The 19,164-nt window shown below is 49.7% G+C and carries 16 protein-coding genes and 2 tRNA genes; 9 read left to right on the top strand and 9 right to left on the bottom strand.

Annotated elements, in window-relative coordinates:
- Together E3E29_RS06995 and E3E29_RS06990 are read right to left on the bottom strand one after the other, a co-directional pair.
- Window positions 1–246 (bottom strand): Lrp/AsnC family transcriptional regulator, encoded by a 246-nt coding sequence (locus E3E29_RS06995; protein ID WP_167910232.1) that lies wholly within the window; start codon window positions 244–246, stop codon window positions 1–3.
- Window positions 243–1,592 carry a signal recognition particle protein Srp54 gene (locus E3E29_RS06990; protein ID WP_167910231.1) on the bottom strand — a complete coding sequence of 450 codons (1,350 nt, stop codon included), beginning with the start codon at window positions 1,590–1,592 and terminating at the stop codon, window positions 243–245. Before E3E29_RS06990 ends, E3E29_RS06995 begins: the two co-directional genes overlap by 4 nt.
- A gap of 470 nt (window positions 1,593–2,062) precedes the next feature.
- Here E3E29_RS06990 and E3E29_RS06985 point away from each other — a divergent pair, with 470 nt between their 5' ends.
- From E3E29_RS06985 to E3E29_RS06970, 4 genes are all read left to right on the top strand, one after another.
- The gene (locus E3E29_RS06985; protein WP_167910321.1) at window positions 2,063–2,272 is read left to right on the top strand and encodes a hypothetical protein; all 210 of its coding nucleotides are present in this window, start codon (window positions 2,063–2,065) and stop codon (window positions 2,270–2,272) included.
- A 103-nt stretch (window positions 2,273–2,375) separates the two neighbouring features.
- On the top strand, window positions 2,376–3,710 hold the full coding sequence (locus E3E29_RS06980) for a hypothetical protein (protein ID WP_167910230.1): 1,335 nt from the start codon (window positions 2,376–2,378) through the stop codon (window positions 3,708–3,710).
- A 40-nt stretch (window positions 3,711–3,750) separates the two neighbouring features.
- Window positions 3,751–4,554: an S-methyl-5'-thioadenosine phosphorylase gene (gene mtnP, locus E3E29_RS06975; protein WP_167910320.1), complete on the top strand. Its 804-nt coding sequence runs from the start codon at window positions 3,751–3,753 to the stop codon at window positions 4,552–4,554.
- A 105-nt stretch (window positions 4,555–4,659) separates the two neighbouring features.
- Window positions 4,660–6,000 (top strand): NAD(P)/FAD-dependent oxidoreductase, encoded by a 1,341-nt coding sequence (locus E3E29_RS06970; RefSeq protein WP_167910229.1) that lies wholly within the window; start codon window positions 4,660–4,662, stop codon window positions 5,998–6,000.
- A gap of 364 nt (window positions 6,001–6,364) precedes the next feature.
- On the opposite strand, the gene E3E29_RS06965 is transcribed toward E3E29_RS06970, so the two are convergent.
- Window positions 6,365–6,442: transfer RNA gene (locus E3E29_RS06965), tRNA-Arg, on the bottom strand.
- 102 nt (window positions 6,443–6,544) lie between these two features.
- Here E3E29_RS06965 and E3E29_RS06960 point away from each other — a divergent pair.
- Window positions 6,545–6,622 (top strand) — tRNA-Gly (locus tag E3E29_RS06960).
- Between the two features lie 260 nt (window positions 6,623–6,882).
- Here E3E29_RS06960 and E3E29_RS06955 read toward each other — a convergent pair.
- The 4 genes from E3E29_RS06955 to E3E29_RS06940 form a co-directional block, all read right to left on the bottom strand.
- On the bottom strand, window positions 6,883–7,308 hold the full coding sequence (locus E3E29_RS06955; RefSeq protein WP_167910228.1) for a hypothetical protein: 426 nt from the start codon (window positions 7,306–7,308) through the stop codon (window positions 6,883–6,885).
- A 72-nt stretch (window positions 7,309–7,380) separates the two neighbouring features.
- Entirely contained in the window at window positions 7,381–8,235 is an 855-nt protein-coding gene (locus tag E3E29_RS06950; protein ID WP_167910227.1) for a hypothetical protein, read from the bottom strand.
- Window positions 8,236–8,247: 12 nt separating this feature from the next.
- Window positions 8,248–8,517 carry a hypothetical protein gene (locus E3E29_RS06945; RefSeq protein WP_167910226.1) on the bottom strand — a complete coding sequence of 90 codons (270 nt, stop codon included), beginning with the start codon at window positions 8,515–8,517 and terminating at the stop codon, window positions 8,248–8,250.
- The gene (locus E3E29_RS06940; RefSeq protein ID WP_167910225.1) at window positions 8,510–9,172 is read right to left on the bottom strand and encodes a recombinase family protein; all 663 of its coding nucleotides are present in this window, start codon (window positions 9,170–9,172) and stop codon (window positions 8,510–8,512) included. The genes E3E29_RS06945 and E3E29_RS06940 overlap by 8 nt, the downstream gene beginning before the upstream one ends.
- Window positions 9,173–9,442: 270 nt before the next feature.
- Between E3E29_RS06940 and E3E29_RS06935 the strand changes: the two genes are divergently transcribed.
- The 4 genes from E3E29_RS06935 (at window position 9,443) to E3E29_RS06920 (ending at window position 17,723) form a co-directional block, all read left to right on the top strand.
- Complete coding sequence (locus tag E3E29_RS06935; RefSeq protein ID WP_240922799.1) at window positions 9,443–10,948, top strand: hypothetical protein; 1,506 nt, start codon at window positions 9,443–9,445, stop codon at window positions 10,946–10,948.
- A 150-nt stretch (window positions 10,949–11,098) separates the two neighbouring features.
- Window positions 11,099–14,392, top strand: a complete 3,294-nt coding sequence (locus E3E29_RS06930) for a helicase-related protein (protein WP_167910318.1) — start codon at window positions 11,099–11,101, stop codon at window positions 14,390–14,392.
- A 12-nt stretch (window positions 14,393–14,404) separates the two neighbouring features.
- Window positions 14,405–14,959: a Holliday junction resolvase-like protein gene (locus E3E29_RS06925; RefSeq protein WP_167910224.1), complete on the top strand. Its 555-nt coding sequence runs from the start codon at window positions 14,405–14,407 to the stop codon at window positions 14,957–14,959.
- Between the two features lie 37 nt (window positions 14,960–14,996).
- Complete coding sequence (locus E3E29_RS06920) at window positions 14,997–17,723, top strand: DUF1156 domain-containing protein (protein WP_394352981.1); 2,727 nt, start codon at window positions 14,997–14,999, stop codon at window positions 17,721–17,723.
- Window positions 17,724–17,728: 5 nt separating this feature from the next.
- Here the strand turns inward: E3E29_RS06920 and E3E29_RS06915 are convergent, their stop codons facing one another.
- Entirely contained in the window at window positions 17,729–18,427 is a 699-nt protein-coding gene (locus E3E29_RS06915; protein WP_167910222.1) for a hypothetical protein, read from the bottom strand.
- The gene (locus E3E29_RS06910) at window positions 18,397–19,146 is read right to left on the bottom strand and encodes a hypothetical protein (protein ID WP_167910317.1); all 750 of its coding nucleotides are present in this window, start codon (window positions 19,144–19,146) and stop codon (window positions 18,397–18,399) included. Before E3E29_RS06910 ends, E3E29_RS06915 begins: the two co-directional genes overlap by 31 nt.
- Window positions 19,147–19,164 lie beyond the last annotated feature (18 nt).

Here is a 19,164-nt window from a genome sequence, read left to right as displayed (position 1 = left end):
TCACTCCTTGACACTGTAAGTACTGGCTATCATCGTCTCCGTGAGTTCGATGTTCCCGGTTCTCCTGAGGGCGCTGTCGTGGAATTCGTCCAGCTCGCCGATGTCGCTGACCTCAACGCGGAGAAGCAGGTCGTACTCGCCGTAAACCCTGTATATCTCCTTCACGTTGGGATAGGCGCGAAGGGTCTCGTAGACCTTTTCCTCAGTTCCGGGATGGGCGACTATAAGGATTATCGCCTCAATCATATTCCCAGCCTCCCGAATCCTCCAAAGTTCTTGGCCATCTTGGCGAGTTTCCTTTTGTCGAGGTTCTTAAACATCTTTCTCATCTGGTTGTACTGGCTCAGCAGTTCCCTAACTTCTTTGGCCGAAGTCCCGGAACCCCTCGCTATGCGCTTTATCCTGGAGTAGTTTATGATGTCCGGGTTCTCCAGCTCCTCCTCGGTCATGGAGTCCATGATGACGCGGAAGCGCCTGAGCTTCTCCTCCCCCACTTTCACGGCATCCTCCGGAAGGGAGTATCCAAGGCCCGGTATCATTTGGAGAACCTTCTGGAGGGGCCCCATCTTCTGCATGGCCTCAAGCTGGGCGTACATGTCCTTGAGGTTGAACTTTCCTCTGAGGAACTTCTCAACGTCCTCCTCTTTTATCTCCGTCTCCTTGCTGAGCTCTTCGAACTTCTCAAGGAGGCCCTCTATGTCCCCCAGTCCCAGCAGCCTGGAGACGAACCTCTTTGGGTCAAAGGGTTCGAGGTCGTCTACCCTCTCACCAACACCGATGAACTTTATCGGGGCCCCTGTGGCCGCCACCGCAGAGAGGGCGCCTCCACCTTTGGCACTCCCATCGAGTTTTGTCACTATTATGGAGCCTATTGGAGTGGCCTCCTTAAACGCTTGGGCCTGGTGATAGGCCTGCTGGCCTATGGTTCCGTCTATCACGAGTATGACCTCGTGGGGATTCACAACGGCGCTGATCTGCTTCATCTCCTCGATGAGACCGGCCTCGTCCTTGTGCCTACCCGCGGTGTCGACGATTATGACGTCAACTCCTTTGCCCTTGAAGTACTCGACGCCCTCCCTGGCGAGTTTAACGGCGTCCTTCTCGTTAGGGTCACCGAACACTTCCACACCTATCGGCTCCACGAGCTGCTTGAGCTGGAAGTAAGCACCGGGACGCCAGGTGTCGGTACAGACGAGGCCCACTTTGTAGCCCCTCTTTGTTAGATGCCGGGCCAGTTTGGCTATTGTCGTGGTCTTACCCGAACCTTGGATGCCAACGGTCAGAAGGATCGTGGGCTTCTCCTTTATCTCCAGGGGGACCGCCTCTCTTCCGAGGAAGTTCGTGAGCTCCTCGTAAACGATCTTAACAACGTGCTCTTTAGCGGTAACGCCAGCTGGAGGCTTTTCGTTGAGCGCCCTTTCCTGTATCCTCTTCGTCAGCTGAAGGACGAGCCTCACGTTAACGTCAGACTGAAGGAGGGCCCTCTGGATGTCTCTCACAACTTCCTTTATGAGGACCTCATCAACTGTTCCAGACCTCGCGAGTTTCTTAAGCGCACTGTTGAGTGCCTTCCCAAGTCTTTCCAGAGCCATTTTTCACCCACCGGCCATTCTATCCAGCCCCACCTTATAATACTTAGCTTTCTTCCGGAAGGTTCTAATGTATCCATTTTAGAAAAACAGCGGTATAAACGCCAGTTTAACGGAACAAAAGTGTACATTAACTCCAAAAAGGATTCATTGGGCCTATTTTGCGAGTAAAAAGAACTTAAACGCTCAACCCAGTCAAAAATTTATCAGAAAGCCTTTTTAATCAAAAAGACCATCATATAATTGAGAAAGAGATGAGAGGGGGTGAGAGCATGGAGTGGCTGATGGCATTTTACGGTTACAAGGCGGTTGAGGACATGAAGAGGCTCAACAGGAAGCCCATCCCAGAGGAGATGGAGTACGTTGAGATGCTCAGAGCATGATGACATCGACGATTGTCTATCTATTTTTTAACAATTGTCTTTCCGAAATCTTTTTATATTTTAATGTGGTATATACTAATGGTGATAGCCATGACAACCGTGATAAAGAGAAACCCCGCTTTGTTCCTGAGGGAACTCCGGGAGTATTACAGCGATGTTTGGAGGATGCCCCAGAGCCAGTACCTGAGCAACCCTGATTTCCTGGTCGTTGACCAGAAAACCGGCAAAAAGGCGAAGGTGAGCTTTGTAGTCCTCGACGACGGGGAGACCGTCAGCGTTGTGTACGATGACATGAGCTGATTTCGTTGTTAGACGAAATTCATCCAGGGTTTCAATAACCCCCTTTTAAAATCCGATTAAAATTAGCAAGAGTTAAATATAGTGAGCGATTTTTAAAGTATTGGTGAAAGCTGTGCCGGATTCAAGCCGGGATATATACCGAGAGGTTCTAACCATAGGGCGGGACATTCCCGACCCGTACATCCGTACAATCACCCTCGCCAGAATCGCTTATGAGATGAAAAAGGCCGGGCATCCAGCGTATAAAACCGCCCTTAGATTCACGTTCTCATCGATAGAGGGCATTGAAGACCCCATTCTTGTTATAAAGGCCATGGTAGAGATATCGAAATACCTCCACGCCGCCAGCATGGGCGACATGGCAAAGAACGTTCTCCACCAGGCGTACGAGGGGTCGGAGGTTCTCCCAGAGCCAATCCGAGATTCTCTCCTCTCGGAGATAACACTCCAAGCCATTGCAATAGGCCAGGTGGACGACGCCGCTTTTTATGCCGCAAGCATAAAAAATCCTGAAAAACGGGACGATGTTTTTCTGGCCATCATAAAGCTATTCCTGCGCGAAGGGAACCTGCGGAGAGCGAAGAACCTGCTCGACGCCATCTCAAGCCCGGACGTGAAATCCCAGGCGGCGGTTGAGATTCTGAGGGAGCACCTAAAAAGGGAGGAGTTCGCAACGGCACTCAGCCTCCTACCCCACATAGAGAACGCCTACTGGCTCGAGACGGCTATGGAGGAGATAGGGAGGAAGCTGAGGAAATCCGGAGTTCACCCAGGCACCTATGAGAAGTTCATCAACGCCGCAAAAGAGCTTTCGGAACGGATGGGCCGGAACCTCGTGACATCTTTCCTATCGGGCCTCATCCAGGAGGACGAAGTAGGGTTCATGGCGGAGGTGATTAACTCACTCCCCTCGGAGGACAGGCTAGACGTGGCCAGACACATAGTAAAGCTCGTTTTAAACAACCCCGGAAAGCTCAGGGACCTGCTCACATCCCTTAATATGGATGCCGGAGATTTTGATGAACTCGCCAAATTCACAATGGATCTCCTGCTCGAAGAAAAGCCGCGTGAGAGCTACATTCCATTGGTAAAGTGGATAGGTGAAAAAACCGAGGATGAGACAGTGCTGGTAAAGACAGCCACGTACCTGGCAAAACTGGGCGAGCTGGAGGGAGCAACCCTTCTTGCGAAGCCAATAGAAGACCCATACCTCAGGTCTCTGGCCTTCGGGGCGGTAGCACTGGAGAAACTCAAACGAGGGGACATTGATGGAGCCATCGACGCGGCTAGGGAAGCCCACGACCGGGAATGGGGCTCCTGGCTCATGGGTGAGATACTCATTCGGGTGCTCAGGATGGCCTCAGGGGAACGGGAAGAGACGGAGCTCCAGGAAAGTGCCAGGAAACACAAGGAGCTGAGGAAGGGGCTGGGGCACTAAGTGTTTTATACCCTACCCCCAAGATAAAGCGGTGGTCAAGATGCCGAGGATAGCAATAATTGGTGGTTCTGGAGTGTACGACCCGGCACTCCTTGAGAACATCAGGGAGGACTTCGTGACGACACCCTACGGGAAGGTCAGGGTAAAAATTGGAGAATACCAAGGAGAAGAGATAGCCTTTATGGCGAGGCACGGTGAAGGGCACAGCGTCCCACCTCACAAGATAAACTACAGGGCCAATATCTGGGCGCTTCACGAGCTCGGCGTTGAGAGGATCCTCTCCACCTCCGCAGTCGGTTCCCTAAACCTTGAGATGAAGCCCGGGGACTTCGTGGTTCTTGACCAGCTTATTGACTTCACCAAAACGCGGCATTATACGTTCTACGACGGAGAGGACAGCCCCCACGAGGGGAAGTTCGTCGCCCACGTGGACTTTACCGAGCCATACTGCCCCGAACTGAGAAAGGCTCTGATAAACGCAGCCAAGGAGCTTGGCTTCACGTACCATCCGATGGGTACGTACGCGTGCATGGAGGGGCCGAGGTTCGAGACCAGGGCGGAGATAAGAGCCCTTAAGATACTCGGAGCAGACGTCGTGGGGATGACTCAGTGCCCGGAGGCCGCTCTAGCCAGGGAGCTTGAGATGTGTTACTCCAGCGTTGCTATTGTTACCAACTACGCCGCCGGTATCAGCCAGAGCAAGCTAACCCACACGGAGGTCGTCGAGCTAATGGCCAAAAGGAGCGAGGAAATAAAACTTCTCCTGATGAGCGCCATAAAGTATATACCGCGGGAGAGGCGCTGTCCCTGTAAGGACGCACTGAAGGGCGCCACAGGTGAGTGATGTCCCTTCCCGTTCTTTCATATTCCCAGATGTGCTTACGTTTTGAACTTTAAGTTAAAGAAAGTGTTTAATAGTCCAGTACCGAGTTTTTAGTGGTGATCCAAAATGGGGTACGACGTTGTTGTGATAGGGGCCAGTGCAGGCGGCCTTACAGCCGCAATTTCCGCCAAGAGGTTTTATCCGGACAAAAGTGTCCTTGTGATAAAGAAAGAGGAAGTCTCTATGGTCCCATGCGGAATTCCATACATATTTGGAACTCTGACTGAAGTTGATGATGACATCCTTCCCACGGAGAGGTTTCTGAAGCCACTGGGAGTGGAGACTCTAACCGACGAAGTCGTGGAGATAAACGCCAGGGAAAAGACTCTGAAAACGAAATCCGGCGAGGAAATAGGCTGGAAGAAACTGGTCATAGCAACTGGATCAAGGCCCCAGATTCCCGATATTCCCGGTGCGGACCTGGAAGGTGTCTTCACTGTCTCAAAAGACTACAACCACCTCAAAGAGCTTAAAACGAGGCTGGAAAATTCAGAAAAGGTCGTTATAATCGGCGGCGGCTTCATAGCCCTGGAAGTGGGAGACGAGATAAGAAAATCGGGGAAAGAAGTAACCCTCGTAGTTAGAAGCAGACTCCTTAGAAACTCCTTCGACCCGGAGTTCAGCGAGATGATAGAGGAAAGGCTCACGGAGAGCGGAATAAATATAGCCTACGGCAACGCGGAAGAACTCATCGGGAAGAGAAAGGTTGAGGGTGTTAAGCTGGCGGATGGAACTGAACTGCCCGCAGATACCGTCATACTGTCCACAGGTTACCGTCCAAACGTCGAACTCGCGGTCAAGGCAGGCCTGAAGGTTACGCGGTACGGGATATGGACCGACGAATACATGAGAACATCCTGCTCAGATATCTTCGCCGTCGGCGACTGCGTTGAACACAGGGACTTCTTTACGGGAAAGCCCTACCCACTCATGCTTGCCTCAACGGCCACCTTTGAGGCAAGAATAGCCGGGGCGAACCTCTTCAAGCTCCAGATAGTCAGGGAGAACAGAAGGACGATAGGGGCTTACTCCACCCACGTCGCTGGATTAACCCTCGCAGCGGCGGGTCTTACCGAGGAGGCCGCCGGAAAGGAGGGCTTTGAGGTGATAGTAGGCTACGGAAAGGGTCCCGACAGGCACCCGGCGAAGTTCCCGGACACGTCAATGGTGACGGTGAAGCTGATCTTCTCCCGCGACAGGGGGGCGATCCTCGGGGCCCAGATAACCGGCGGAAAGAGCGTCGGCGAAATGATAAACGTCCTAGCCCTGGCAATACAGAAGAGGCTCACCGCAAGCGAGCTCTACACGCTCCAGATAGCAACCCACCCGCTCCTCACGGCTTCCCCTGTGGGCTATCAGATACTCCAGGCTGCCGAAGACGCGCTGGCAAAGCTGAGGGCCAGATGAACCCCCGCCATTTTTATTTTGGTTTCCCTTTTGAGGATGTTCATAAAAGCGAAAATGATGTGTTGAAGCTTTTGGGAAAGCTTCATCAAAAGTTCGTAGCTCCTCTCGGAAAATAGCCATATCCAAGGATTTTACACTACAAGTTCCTATTTCCGGGGGGAACACGTTAGGTAAGAACTCTTAGAAAAGGTTTATTCTTCTTTTGACGCCCTCCGGGCGTCCATTTTCAGAGTTAAACATCCCCAAGGGAGCACTTTAAGAATTCTCTCACTCAAAACAGCCCTCCAAAGAGGAAATCACGTGAAAGCTGGCTTTTTAAAAGGAGCTACAATCTTTGATGAAACTTTGCTCAGCAAAGTTTCTATGGCGCCCCGGCGGGGATTTGAACCCCGGACCTCAAGGTCCGCAGCCTTGCGCCCTATCCAGACTAGGCCACCGGGGCATCTACCAGCTAACCATTCTCAGGGACGCTTTATAAATTTAACCGTCCCAGCGCACCGAAAGATTTATAAATTGGCCGGAGGTGAGTATGTAACGGGCAAACGCGGTGGTAGTCTAGCCTGGTCTAGGACAGCGGCCTGCCACGCCGCTGGCCCGGGTTCAAATCCCGGCCACCGCACCACAATTCTCTCAGCAAAGCCTTCTGAGCCAAGCAAAGCCAAATAAAGCAAAGCTGAAGCTTCAAAAAACGAGCTCAGCTGATAGCCCAGCTGACGAATCTGAGCCACAAGCGAAGCGTTTATTTTCACATGCACATCAACACGGCCATCGGCCCTTTCCATGTTCATACTATGTTCACCATATGAACATAACGCCACTGGCCCATAACATTTTCCATCAGATTGGACAAAATATCCAGATTACAAACAACAAAAATAAAAATCACTCACGACGGCGTTTTCTACCCTTTTGCTTCTCTTCATTGTCTTCAAGCTTCAAATACCTTTCAACCTTCTTTGCTATGGCAAAAGCCTTATCAGTGTAGTTTTTCAGATCTTCAAGTTTGTCATATATCTCTTTTATGTCCTCTTCGACATCGGTAAGGCGGCGCTGTAAGTCGTCAACGTCCGCAATAAGCTCTTCCTGCTTCTTCTTTACTTCCTCCAGCTCTCCTCTCAATTCACTGGTTTCCTCACCGCTTCCCTTCTTCTTGGAGAGCTCCTCTATTTTGGCGTAGAGCTCGTCATTCTCTTCTTCGAGAACGTAGAGACGGCGGTTTATGGTACGAAGCTTCTTGTATAGAACCTCCCACTCATCCCCTTCAAACTCCCCTTCCTGCTTCTCAACATCGTCAGTCATACAATTCACCAGATAAAAAATAAATGTACAAAAAATAAAAGGATTTCGAATTCAGATTACGAATGTTACATTCTTCATGGCTCAAAAATTCAATGCACCAAGCCAATGCTCGTATAACCACCAGTAACCCAAGGCAGCAATAAACGTCGGTGGTCCCATCGGATAACCAATCCCCCCATAAGGATCCTCATCAGTAAAGAACTCTCCAATGAGATACTGTGCCAAGTAAGCAGGGAGACCCAAGGGACCAAGAGCCATAAAAACGTTCGTAGTGATGAGAATATCTCCGCTACCACTCCTTCCAATCACGTGATTATCAACGAGCCCTATGGTAGCTCCCGCCACAAATGCATAACCGAGAATCAGCTCGTGAGTGGAAGAATGAAGCATAAGCCACTCCGAATAAGCCACCAGAGGAATAGAAAGCAATATCGAGAATTTTTGCCGGAGAAGTATAGTAACGACTGTTATACCAAAAAGAACCGACAACAGAGGGTTCTCCCATGCAACCTTTACGTAAAGCCAGAACGCCCCAACAAAGGCCAATCCACCAATAATCACCTCCACGGAATAACTCACGTAATCCGTAATAGCCTGGGTAAACAACATAAACAGGAAAAATGCTTCCGTATCTGTGTTAACCCACGGAACCGGAAACCCCCACCATCCTGCAAGAGCTATGACACCGATAGACACAGCCAAACCAGCAAAGAACCCATTGAGAATGCCACGTAACTGATCCCATAGAGGAGAATCATCAGAAGTAAGAGCCCACCCAATACCAACGGATATAAACAGGAAAAAGACCGCCACATACAACGCGTACCGTGAAGGTTCACCATACCCCGCCACCATCCGCTTGGTTACCTCATAGAGCACGTATAACGCTGTAATACCCATAGAGAGATCAATGAGACCAGACCATTTCCCCCACATAACACCTCCCCACTACTTCCCCCGCTTATGAGTGCCTATTCTACGCTCAAGCCCCTTTATCATCCCGTACAGCTTATTCAAGTACTTGCTCTTGTACTGTCCCGCCTCTTCATCGTAAGTCACGTCCAGAATCTTCTCAATCGTTCTTATCCTTGCCTCATGGTTCTCAAACTGGTCATCCGCCCATTCAGCGCCACCCTTGAGATCAGCAATCTCTTTCCGAAGCTTGGAAATTTCCTTACGGAGCTCATCCAGCTCTTCTCTCAACTCACTCTCAGTCACTGCCAATCACCTCCTTGAGCTTCTCCCGGTTCACTCTCACAACCCTCTGCTCATCCAGAATACCCTGCTCTCTGAGTCTTCGAATGGCCCTACTCACAGTACTGGGACTGACCTCCAGAATACCCGCTATTTTGCGGGCAGAAAATCCTTTCTGGTACAACTCAACGACTGTGATGAGTTTGCTCTCGTCCAAAAGAGGAGGTCTCCCAAGCCGTTTTCCCTGCGCTTTTGCACGCTGTAATCCCTCCATTGTACGCTTTCTTATGAATTCACGCTCAAGATCAGCAAAAAGAGCGAACAGAGTCGTCATAACCTTGAATTGCATCGGATCACTCGTACTATCCAACCCTTCCTTGACTGAGACGATCCGAACTCCCCTCGAGGTCAGCTCGTTCAACGTGAGTATTACATCACTGAGGGAGCGACCCAAGCGTGTAAGTTCAGAAACTACCACTATATCCCCATCTTCTGCCTCATTCAGTATGTAAGAGAACCCTTGCCGTTTCTTGGTTGGAATACCCCCAGAAACACCTTCATCTTTGACGATCTTGAATTCTCCAATACCCTTTTCTGATAACCAGCGCTTTACGCTTTCCATTTGGCTCTCTATGTCCTGTTCGTCCGTACTTACCCGAAGGTAAACGTAAACTGTCATGACTTCTCCCCATACTATGTATCATAAACATCGATATAAAGTTTTGCATTGATATATCAAAAATATAGTAATCTGTAGATTCAATGATTCAAAAATGTATCTTGTCAATATTTTGATACAAAATTACGGAAACGCACATTTTTGACACATAGGAACGAACAAAAAATGAAACTCCAAATAAAGAGAGAGCCATTGCCAGAAATAGGCACCAGAAAAGATTATATCCTCAATGAGCATATCCAACAATGAACCTGCCAATATGTGAAGGGGATGAAGAACATGTATAACGAATATTCTATCCATAATTCTGTGCAGGACGCAGTAGTGAACATTCTTCGTTTCTATGGTTTTACTGCAAGAACAGAGGCCCCTGCAAGGATACCTGAGGGCGGTATGGGAAGAACTGACGTTGTAGGCCAAAAAAGTAACACGAGTGTTGGAGTCGAGGTTGTAGATACTGGCGATGTGGCAAGGGATGCCAATAAACTCGCCATGAACAACTACGATTACTGCTACATTATTACCCTCAGTCCCTCGAAAACGGTCGATGAGGTAGTTGTGAACGGAAAACGTATAAAAGTCCTACCACCCGAGCTGTTTGAGCACGAACTTCGCCGTGATCTTGGGATACCTCCAGACCACCCATACTATTTCAGTCAAGAAATCGAAAAGCCGCCTGAAGTTTTTGTAGAGGGCACCAATGAAGTGGATAAGGTCATTGACGAACTTCAGGACTACGGTCTCGAAAACTTTTCAAATGAAGTCCTCGATGCAATCAGAAGAATTTACATTTCAGGAAATCTAACAGTCGAAGTAAGAGTTCATTATAATCCCATGACTGGGCCAACAGCCCCAAACGAGTATGAGAGTGCAAATATAAAACCACAAATAGTCTCAATACTCCAGCGCCTGAACCTCATTACAATAACTCGTGAGGGAACTGGATACCACAGAAAAGGCATTGCGGTACCAACAGAACGTGGGAGGAAAGTCGGGCATGAACTTATTCTCAAGGCAATCGAGGAACACAAACCTGAGTTGAATGAGCTTATTCGCAGGTATGGTGACAAGCTCTGGACAATATTATACGGATCATTATGGTATAATCCGCCAATATATGTAGTGGAGTATGTTATTGCGGAGGAAGATTCAATATTCAAGCCAAAAGCAGCCCGCAATTTACCGAGAGATGACCCGATCATAGAAGCGGCAAAGAGAACAAGGCTACTCGGTAGATACAATGTCTATGATTTGGAGTATATGCCCCTCCAAGATGAAGTGGCACAGCCCCCGGTTATTCTCTTATTCTCAAGATTCCTTGTGGATACTGCACTGAGGGAGGACACCCTCCGCTTCTTTAGAGAACTTGAACAGTATGGCCTTGCCATAGTGGACACTGAATATGACTCAAAGGGGACACCCTTATACAGAGTATACAAAGCACCCCTTGAGATCTTTCAGTACTTCATAACAAGAACAAAGGCCCCTGGACCGCTTGGATACTATGCACAACGCTTTGTGGCGTTTTATGTGCTACTGAATGTTCAAGAAATCGTTCACCCAGAAACGGCGAGGAAAGTATATGATGAAATGGTAAGACTGTTGGAGATACCGGATAAGCTTATGGCTGAAATCCTGGCAGATATGAATCACAGAGGAATAACTTCGAGACTCATAACAGACCCAACAAAGGCCCCATTCATAATTCTCGATGAGAAGAGATTCAAAGATTACATCAAATACGAACTTACAACTATCGCCGAGCACTTCAAATGAGGAGAATTGCTCCAAAGATCTCTTCAGAAACCAGAGAATCCTCAAGTCAACCATTTTTACCAGGTGAGGATAGACGCCATCAATCTCCACACAAGAAAATCCATAACCCTTTTATCCCTCAAAGTAGAAAACCCCACCAGGTTGGTGCTCATGAGTACGGAGATAAAACCAGGGTATATCCTCAAAAGTACGAAATGGAAAGAACCGTTTCTCGTCGGAATGGTACAGGCTCAGAGAGACACAATCATGGTAGCCGGCCACTACCTGAACTCCCGTGAGCCCGACTACTTCATCCTGACACCCGCGGACTTCGAAGAGATTGAGATCATCACAAACCCCCTCGACTTCAAGGGCGACCCGGAAGCCGTAGCCCTTGCAATCGAGGGAGAACGGTACTACTTCGCCTCGCTCTACGACCCAATACTCGCCGTGAGCGTCTCAAAAATAGCCCCCCTACCCTTCCAGATCGATGCCGTTTACAATTACATACTCAAGAACCCGGAAATACGCTTCCTCCTCGCCGATGACCCCGGTGCAGGAAAGACCATCATGGCTGGTCTCGTGATAAAGGAACTCAAACTCAGAGGACTCGCTGAGAGGATTCTCATCGTCGTTCCCGGCCACCTTGTGCCTCAGTGGAAGAGAGAAATGAAGGAAAAGTTCCAGGAAGAGTTTACCATCGTCAACAGGGAGATTTTCAGAACCACCACCGACGTTTGGAGGCGCGAGAAGCAAGTAATAGCGTCCATAGACTTTCTCAAGCAGGAAGACATCCTCAAGAGCCTTGAAAACGTGGACTGGGATCTCGTGGTAGTGGACGAAGCCCACAAGATGGCCGCCTACCGCTTTGGGAAGAGGGTACATCGTACGAAAAGGTACAGGGTCGGCGAGGTACTCTCAAAGAACTCCACCCACATGCTCTTTCTCACGGCTACCCCTCACAAAGGAGACCCTGAGAACTTCCGCCTCCTGCTCGATCTCCTCGTTCCAGGGCTTTTCAGCGACAAAGAGATACTCCTCGAAGCAATCCGGAACAACGAGAACCCAATCTTCCTCAGACGCATGAAGGAGGACCTCATAGACTTTGAGGGAAAGAAGATATTCAAGCAGAGGTACTCTCACACGGTAACGTTCAGCCTCACCGACAAGGAGGTTCGGCTCTATAATGACCTCTCCCGGTACCTCCATTATCAGTACACAGTACTCGAAGGAAGCAAGAGAAGCATCGTGTTTCCCCTGGTAATACTCCAGAGAAGATTCGCATCGAGTACGTACGCTCTCCTCCAGTCCCTCAGAAGGCGAAAAGCCCGGCTCATAGAATACCTCCAGAGCGGAGAACTTGAGGCTGGCCCGATACAGCTTACCTTTGAGGACCTCCTTGAGCTTGAAGACGAAGAGGAAAGGGAGAGATGGAAGGCCGAGATGAAGCTTGAGGGTCTCCCCCTCGTCAAGAAACGGAAGTATATAGAGGCCGAAATAAGAACTCTTGACGAGCTTATTCACATGAGTGAGGAGCTTATAGCTCAGGAAGAAGAAACAAAGCTCAGAAAGCTCAAAGAGACCCTTGAATTCATTGCGAGGGAGCATGGAAAAGACGAGAAAATCCTCATCTTCACGGAGTTCAAGGACACCCTTGAGTACCTTGTGAACAAACTCCAAGAGTGGGGATACAAAGTCACCTTCATTCACGGCGAGATGGACATGGACACAAGGATACAACGTGAGAAAGACTTCCGAGAGTGGGCGCAGGTAATGGTCGCAACTGAAGCAGCCGGCGAGGGCATAAACCTCCAGTTCTGCCACCTGCTCATAAACTACGACATCCCCTGGAACCCCAACAGGCTCGAACAGAGGATTGGAAGGGTTCACAGGTACGGGCAAAAGTACCCCGTCCATATCTTCAACTTCGTGGCCAAGAACACAAGAGAGGGCATGGTACTCGAAAGACTCTTACTCAAGATAGAAGAGATAAGAAGAGCACTCGGTGATAAAGTCTTCGATGTTGTTGGCGAGCTACTGGACGGAGAGAACCTCTATACACTCCTCTCCGAAGTTGCCGTCATGCTCAGAGACCCCGATAGCGTACTGAAGGAAGAGGAGCCAAAACTCCAGCCAGAAGAAGTCGCTCAGAAGGCCGAGGAGCTTCTTGGGGAAAGCCTTGCCACGAAACACATAGACCTGAGTAGGATACTGCAACTCCTCGAAAAGGCCGAGGAGAACAGGTTGTCCCCGGAGTACCTTGAACTCTTCTTCCTCAAGGCTATGAAGCGCCTCAACGCAAGGGTAAGAGAAAAGGAACCCCACATTTACTCCATCGAGAGAACACCGAGAGTTCTCCGTGATATAAGCGAGAGGAAAGGGTACGGGATAGTCGAGCGCTCGTACAAGGCTATAACCTTCGATAAGGCCATTTCCGAAAAGAGAGACGACGTGGAGTTCGTGTCCTTTGGGCATCCACTCTTTGAGGCCCTCCGTGAGTGGGTGCAGGAAGAGTACCTCAAAGAGCTTCAGCGTGGGGCGGTCTTCTACGACCCCAGGAACAGGCTCCACGGTACCATCTGGTTCTTTGAGGGGGAGGTACAGGACGGCTTCAACAAGACCGCAGGAAAAACCCTCGTTGCCATCTACGACGATGGAGAGAACTTCGAGGTCATAGACCCGAAGATAATCTGGGACCTCGAACCTGCGAAAGACTCTCCCGAAGTGAGCATCGAGTTCAGTAGAAGGGAGAGCGCAATGATCTACGCCCTGAAAGCCCTCGAAGACTACAAGAACAAACTGCTCGAAGAAAGGAAGAGGCAGGCAGAGATAAAGAAGAAGTACGGTATGAAGTCCCTCAGGAAGCTCATAGACGACCTCGACTACAAGCTGGCCGAGTACGAACTCCTGCCGCCAGAGGATAGGAAGAGGTACGCGCTGACTATAAGGAACATAGAGGAGAGACTGAACCGGTACAGGCGTGCCCTTGAGGAACTGCCAGAAAGGATAGCCAGGGAAACAAGCCTCATGGTGCGGCCGCCCGTGTTCATAGGGGCCATTTACGTACTCCCCAGAGGGGAAATGGGCGAAGACCCGGCAATAGAAGAGGTTGGAATGCAGATAGCGATGGAGTACGAAAGGAAGCACGGGAGGGAGCCAAGGGATGTATCAAAGGAGAACCTCGGCTATGACATCTACTCAAAGGGGAACGGCGAAAAGCGGCACATCGAGGTAAAGGCGAGAGCACACCTCGGAGACGTTGAGCTCACCTGGAACGAGTACGTTACCGCAAAGAGGCTTCGCGACAAGTACTGGCTCTACGTGGTTGCGTACGCCGCCGAAAAGCCGACCCTCTACATAATCCGTGATCCCACTCACACTCTCAAGGTCGTTGAGAAGTACGAGATCAGGTTCAAAGTTCCCGTGGAGGAATGGAGGAAGAAGGGTGAAAAAGTTGAAGTTTGAGGAGGCGGCAAAATGGGAGTTGAGACCCTGGTTCTACTGACTCTGGTCGTTGTTTTGGCCATGATAGTACTGGTTCTATGGAGAAACAACCAGCAACTCATAAGAGAGAATACCGAGTTCAAAACCAAGCTGGGGCTTCTGGAGGAAAACCTGAGGAAAGAGTACGAAGTAAAGCTCCAGGAGTGGAAACAGAAGGCAGAGAAGGAGATAAGAAAGGATGCAATCTCACGCTCTTCCTCGACAATTCTTGGGCGTGTTGGAGAGCAACTCGCGCCACTACTGATGTTCTCCAACTACAGGATAAATCCAAAGGACGTACGCTTTATCGGTACCCCGATAGACTTCATAGCGTTCAAGGGACTCGAAGAGGGAAACCCGGAGGAGGTAATCTTTATCGAGGTAAAGAGCGGAAAAACCAAGACGCTCACCAAAAGGGAGAAGCAGATCAAAGAGCTCATCGAAAACAAGAAGGTGAGATGGATAACTTTCCACACTCAAAGCGAGATTCAAAAGCTTGAAAACGCTGTTTCCAATGAAATAGAGAAGGAGGAAGATAGAAATGAATGATAAGCGTTTTATCGAGGTTGCTTTCCCGGTCAAGTCCGTGAGTGAAGAGTCAGCAAGAGAAAAGAACATAAGGCACGGCCACATCTCGACGCTCCACATCTGGTGGGCAAGGCGTCCGCTTGCCTCATCCAGAGCCACGAACTACGCCGCACTCATTCCGGCACCAAAAGACGAAGCCGAAATCGAGAGGAAAAAGAAGTTCATAGCAAAGCTCTCGAAGTGGGAAAACTCTCTCGATGAGGAGGTTATACGAAAAGCCCGCGAAGACATACTGGAGTACTTCAAGCAGATAAGGAACGACCCCAGTCAGGAGAGGCCGAGGGTTCTCGACCCGTTCGCTGGTGGTGGCTCAATTCCGCTTGAGGCCCTCCGTCTCGGGCTTGAGACATACGCAATGGACTACAACCCCGTTGCCGTTCTCATCCTGAAGGCTGTCCTTGAGTACCCACAGAAGTACGGGAAGAAAAAGAAGGGAGCGCTCGACGAGTGGGTCTCCGGAAAGAAAGAGGAGAAGAACTACGACCTCGTGAGGGACGTCAAGAAGTGGGGCGAGTGGGTTCTTGAGGAGGCAAGGAAGGAGCTTGAGCGCTTCTATCCCAAGGACGAAGATGGGTACATTCCCGTTGGCTACATATGGGCGAGAACTATAAAGTGCCAGAACCCAGCGTGCGGTGCCGAGATACCCCTCACGAGACAGTTCTGGCTCGCAAAGAAGAACAACAAGAAGGTGGCCCTGTACCCGTACGTTGATGGTAAGGAAGTGAAGTTCAAGATGGTGGGCGATGGCTATGAGCCAATGCCCGAGGATTTTGACCCGTCAAAGGGTACCGTGAAGGGGGCAAAGGTTACCTGCCCGGTCTGCGGCATGACCCACGATGCAAACACTACTCGGAAGCTCTTCCGTGAAGGAAAGGCCGGCCAGAGAATGGTGGCCGTTGTCCTGTACCACCCGGAGAAGAGGGGCAAAATCTACCGTCTACCAACTGAGAAGGACGTTCAAGCGTACGAGGAAGCGAAGCGGTACCTTGAGGAGAAGAGGGCAAAGCTCATGGAGGAATGGGGGATTGATCCGGTACCTGATGAACCAACACCCGAGGGAAGAGGGCGGGGAGCCGAAAGGGCTTTCTCGGTGAGGAACTATGGAATGAACACATGGGGCGACCTCTTCAACGATAGGCAGAAGCTCGCTCTGATAACCTTCGTCGAGAAAGTACGGAAAGCGTACGAAAAAATGCTTGAAGAGGGCTATGATGAAGAGTATGCGAAAGCAGTAGTGACGTATCTGGCACTTATTGTAGATATGGCAGCCGCATTCACAAATACCCTCACAAGATGGGAAAATACGTCAGAGGCGATAAAACAGCTATTCTCAAGGCAAGCTCTTCCAATGATGTGGGATTGCCCAGAAGTAAATCCATTCAGTGGTTCAACAGGAAGTGTGGTTACTGGCATATCCTATTACTTGGAAACTATTGAGCATCTATCCTTCACATCGTCTATTCCCGCTCATGTTTCTCAATCATCGGCAACGTCACTCCCCTTCCCAGATAACCACTTCGATGCCGTCTTTACTGACCCGCCGTACTATGACAACGTACCCTACTCCTACCTCAGTGACTTCTTCTACGTCTGGCTCAAGCGCACCATCGGAGACCTTTATCCGGAGCTGTTCATGACACCGCTCACACCGAAGAGCAAGGAACTCGTTGCCTACACCCAGAATCAGGACTGGGAAGCCGCAAAGAGGTACTTTGAAGAGGGAATGAAACAGGCACTCAGAGAAATCCACCGCGTCCTCAAGCCGAACGGAATTCTCGTGCTTGTTTATGCCCATAAGACAACGGAAGGTTGGGAGACACTCATAAACTCTCTCCTTGACTCTGGTTTGGTACCAACTGCCTCATGGCCTATTCATACTGAGATGGCAAATAGACTCAGAGCCAAAGAATCAGCCGCCCTCGCCTCATCAATCTACATAGTCGCCCGTAAAATCAAGAAAGAGGGCATTGGCTGGTTCGATGAGGTCAAGAAAGAGCTCAGGGAAACACTTGAGAAAAAGCTTGACCAGCTCTGGAAGGAGGGCATAAGCGGTGCAGACTTCTTCATCTCAGCAATAGGCTCGGCCATCGAGGTCTTTGGCAAGTACGAGAAGGTTCTCGACTACGAGGGCAACGAGATAAGGGGCGACAGGTTGCTCCAGCTCGTGCGCGATATAGTCAGCGACTACGCGATAAGGCAGGTTCTCAGGGAGGATATCTCCGCCGAGCTTTCCCCGCTCACGAAGTTCTATGTACTCTGGCGCTGGACGTACGGGGAGGCGAAGGTGGCTTTCGACGAGGCGAGGAAGCTCGCAACTTCGGTCGGCCTTGACCTTGAGAAGGAGTGGAACAGGGGGTTCATAGTGAAGGAAAAAGAGTTCATCAGGGTTCTCGGCCCGCAGGACAGGAAGTTGAAGGAGATAAAGGGCAATGACCTCATTGACGTACTCCATAAGGCTTTGCTCCTCTGGCAGGCGAACAGGAAGAGAGAGATGATTGGTCTGCTCGCCGAAACTGGCTGGGGCGAGAAGGATGTATTCTTCAAGGTGGCTCAGGTCATCAGCGAGGTGCTTCCGAAGGACAGCAAGGAGAAAAAGCTCCTTGATGGGTTCCTGGCTGGAAGGGGGCACATAAGGAGGGCCATTGAGAAGGGGGACTACTCGCTGTTCAACGGTGAGGAAGAGCCGGAGAAGCAGGCGACTATTGAGAAGTTTATACAGGGCTGATTTTTCTATTCGTCTCTTTTTTCAATTTCATCGGCGAGATAGACCACTCGGAGCTTTATCTCTGGGTTTTCGGCTTTCAGCTCTTCAAGAACTTTCTGGGCGGTTTTTGCGAAGTTTTTGTCGAGTGTGTAAAGTGTACAGGGTTCATCCGTTTTGCTTGAGAACATGACGGCCTCGCTGAATATGAGAGCGTCGTAATCGTCTTTGAATTTGGCTCGTACCTCGTCGTAAATGTCTATTGCGGATTCGAGTTCCTCCTTTTGAAAGTCTATCTTTGTTATATTGCCCACGAACCTGTCTATCTTTGCCATCTGTTCGATTATGAAGTCGTTCATTTCCTTGAGAAGGTTTACCCGCTTTCTGATGAGGAGAAGACCCTTTCTCTCGGCGACATCAACAATGTACTCACAGAAGTTGAGGATTTGGGGTTCTGTCTCCCTGCAAATCTGGAGGGTGAGTTCTCGTATGGTTTTTATCTCTTCTTCTTCGCTCTCGAATTTCATTTTGTTTGCCTTACTCATGGCCTTTTTGAGTTTTGTGAGCGCGCTGAAGGCTTTTTCATAAAATGTCTGGCGGAGTTCTTGGTAAATTGCATCAGTAACTATCATCCTGTGCGTTTGAGAGAACTTATCAACGAGTTCATGATTTGGATCAGTTTCAAGGAGCCTTGCTACTACGATGTTGGTGTCGACGAAGTTGGCCATTCCTTCCCCACCAGTTTTATGAGTTCCTCGATTTCCTCTGGGCTTGCAGTTCTCTCAAGCTCTGGGGCGATTTCTACTATGTCCTTTCTGAGAAGTGGGAGATGCTCAAGCTTGCCATTGAGTATTGCGAGTATTCTGAGGCTGAGCATGAGGATGTATATCGAGAGCTCTGGGTTTTTCCAGTCTTCGAGCATTCTCTCGTACAGTTTGATGAGAAGGGCTATGCCCTGATCGAGTGTCATGTACTTCTCAAACACTTCATCCGGGATATCGGGATCTGAAGCTATTTCGAGGATACTATCCCTCATTGAGTTCAGAAGGCCTATCTGCCTTCTGATGTCGGTTCTTATGGAGTTCTTGAGTTCTTTCTCGTTCAGTATTCTCATAAGCTCGTCTATCTCGTCCATAACGTCCTCAAGCTCTTCCTCAAAGATTTTTATGACCTCTGCCTGAGCTTTGAGGTAGTGCATTCTGCTCGCTTCCTTGGGCAGAACTTCTGTTATCCTGGAAATAATGGCATCTCGCTTTTCATCCAGGAGTTCCCTCAGACGGAGGAGTGTACGGAATCGGTGGGTCTGGTGTTTCTTTCTCACGTACGGGATGGCAGAAAAGCGTGGATTTATAGCATCGAGTACCCCCATGAGAAGGTCGTCGCTGTATTTCTCCACCATCACGTCGGGAAGTGACCAGTGGGTCTGACTGGTGTTGAGGGACTCCATGATTATCACTGTTTGCTA

The organism is Thermococcus sp. Bubb.Bath (genome assembly GCF_012027595.1).
Lineage (GTDB): Archaea > Methanobacteriota_B > Thermococci > Thermococcales > Thermococcaceae > Thermococcus.
The sequence above is the reverse complement of the archived record's forward strand: the minus strand, read 5'-3'. Positions and strand labels throughout refer to the sequence as shown.